Here is a 1662-nt window from a genome sequence, read left to right as displayed (position 1 = left end):
GATACCGCGCGCCTGGACGACATCATGAACATGGTCGGCGAACTGGTGCTGGTGCGTAACCGCTTGGTGCGCCTGGGCTTGAGCAGCGGCGATGAAGCCATGCAAAAGGCCGTGTCGAACCTCGACGTGGTCACGGCCGACCTGCAGACCGCGGTGATGAAGACGCGCATGCAGCCGATCAAGAAGGTCTTCGGGCGCTTCCCGCGCCTGGTCCGTGACTTGGCCCGGCAGTTGAAAAAAGAGATCGCCCTGGAACTGGTGGGCGAAGAAACCGACCTCGACAAAAACCTCGTCGAGGCCCTGGCCGACCCGCTGGTCCACTTGGTGCGCAACGCGGTCGACCACGGTGTGGAAACCCCCGAAGAGCGCGAAGCCAGCGGCAAGCCGCGCCTGGGCAAAGTGATCCTGGCGGCCGAACAGGAAGGCGACCATATCCTGCTGTCGATCACCGATGACGGCAAAGGCATGGACTCCAACATCCTGCGCGGCATCGCGGTCAAGCGCGGCGTCATGGACAAGGACGCCGCCGACCGCCTGACCGACACCGAGTGCTACAACCTGATCTTTGCCCCGGGCTTCTCGACCAAGACCGAGATTTCCGACGTGTCCGGCCGTGGCGTGGGCATGGACGTGGTGAAGACCAAGATCAGCCAGCTCAATGGCTCGATCAATATCTATTCGACCAAGGGCCAGGGCTCGAAGATCGTCATCAAGGTGCCGTTGACCCTGGCGATCATGCCGACCCTGATGGTGATGCTGGGCAACCAGGCGTTCGCCTTCCCGCTGGTCAACGTCAACGAAATCTTCCACCTCGACCTGTCGCGCACCAACGTGGTCGACGGCCAGGAAGTGGTGATCGTGCGCGACAAGGCGTTGCCACTGTTCTACCTCAAGCGTTGGCTGGTGGCGTCCGCCGCTCATGAAGAGCAGCGCGAAGGCCACGTGGTGATCCTGTCCGTGGGCACCCAGCGTATCGGCTTTGTCGTCGATCAACTGGTTGGCCAGGAAGAAGTGGTCATCAAGCCATTGGGCAAGATGCTGCAAGGAACGCCAGGCATGTCGGGTGCGACCATTACCGGTGACGGTCGGATCGCGCTGATTCTCGATGTTCCGAGCATGCTCAAGCGTTACGCCGCACGGCGTATTTGATTCGGCCCGGGCAGGGCGGTTGTCCCTCGCCCTGCCTAACGGAGTGGTTATGGTAGTCAAGGTTCTGGTGGTGGACGATTCGGGTTTTTTCCGCCGCCGCGTCTCGGAAATTCTTTCAGCGGATTCCAACATCCAGGTGGTCGGTACGGCCACCAACGGCAAAGAGGCGATTGACCAGGCACTGGCATTGAAGCCGGACGTGATCACCATGGACTACGAGATGCCGATGATGGATGGCATCACAGCGGTGCGCCACATCATGCAGCGCTGCCCGACCCCGGTCTTGATGTTCTCGTCGCTGACCCACGAAGGCGCTCGGGTGACCCTCGATGCGCTGGACGCTGGCGCCGTGGACTTTTTGCCGAAAAATTTCGAAGACATCTCGCGCAACCCGGAGAAGGTCAAGCAGATGCTCTGCGAGAAGGTGCACAGCATCTCGCGCAGCAATCGCAGCAGCTTCCGTGCCCCGGTGGCTCCCGCCCCGGTAGCGGCACCTGCACCGACCAGCAGCAG

The 1662-nt window shown here is 61.6% G+C and carries 2 protein-coding genes; both read left to right on the top strand.

All coding sequences use genetic code 11. The annotated features are described in order from the left end of the window. Window positions 1-1149, top strand: a 1149-nt coding sequence (locus BFQ03_RS02880; protein ID WP_139115629.1) for a chemotaxis protein CheA, incomplete at its 5' end; no start/stop codon positions are given. A 49-nt stretch (window positions 1150-1198) separates the two neighbouring features. Continuing rightward, a partial coding sequence (locus tag BFQ03_RS02875; protein ID WP_139115628.1) for a response regulator occupies window positions 1199-1662 on the top strand: 464 nt, incomplete at its 3' end.

It is taken from the genome of Pseudomonas sp. 25 R 14, from assembly GCF_900004755.1.
Taxonomy (GTDB): domain Bacteria; phylum Pseudomonadota; class Gammaproteobacteria; order Pseudomonadales; family Pseudomonadaceae; genus Aquipseudomonas; species Aquipseudomonas brenneri.
This window is presented reverse-complemented; position numbering and strand designations above follow the sequence as displayed.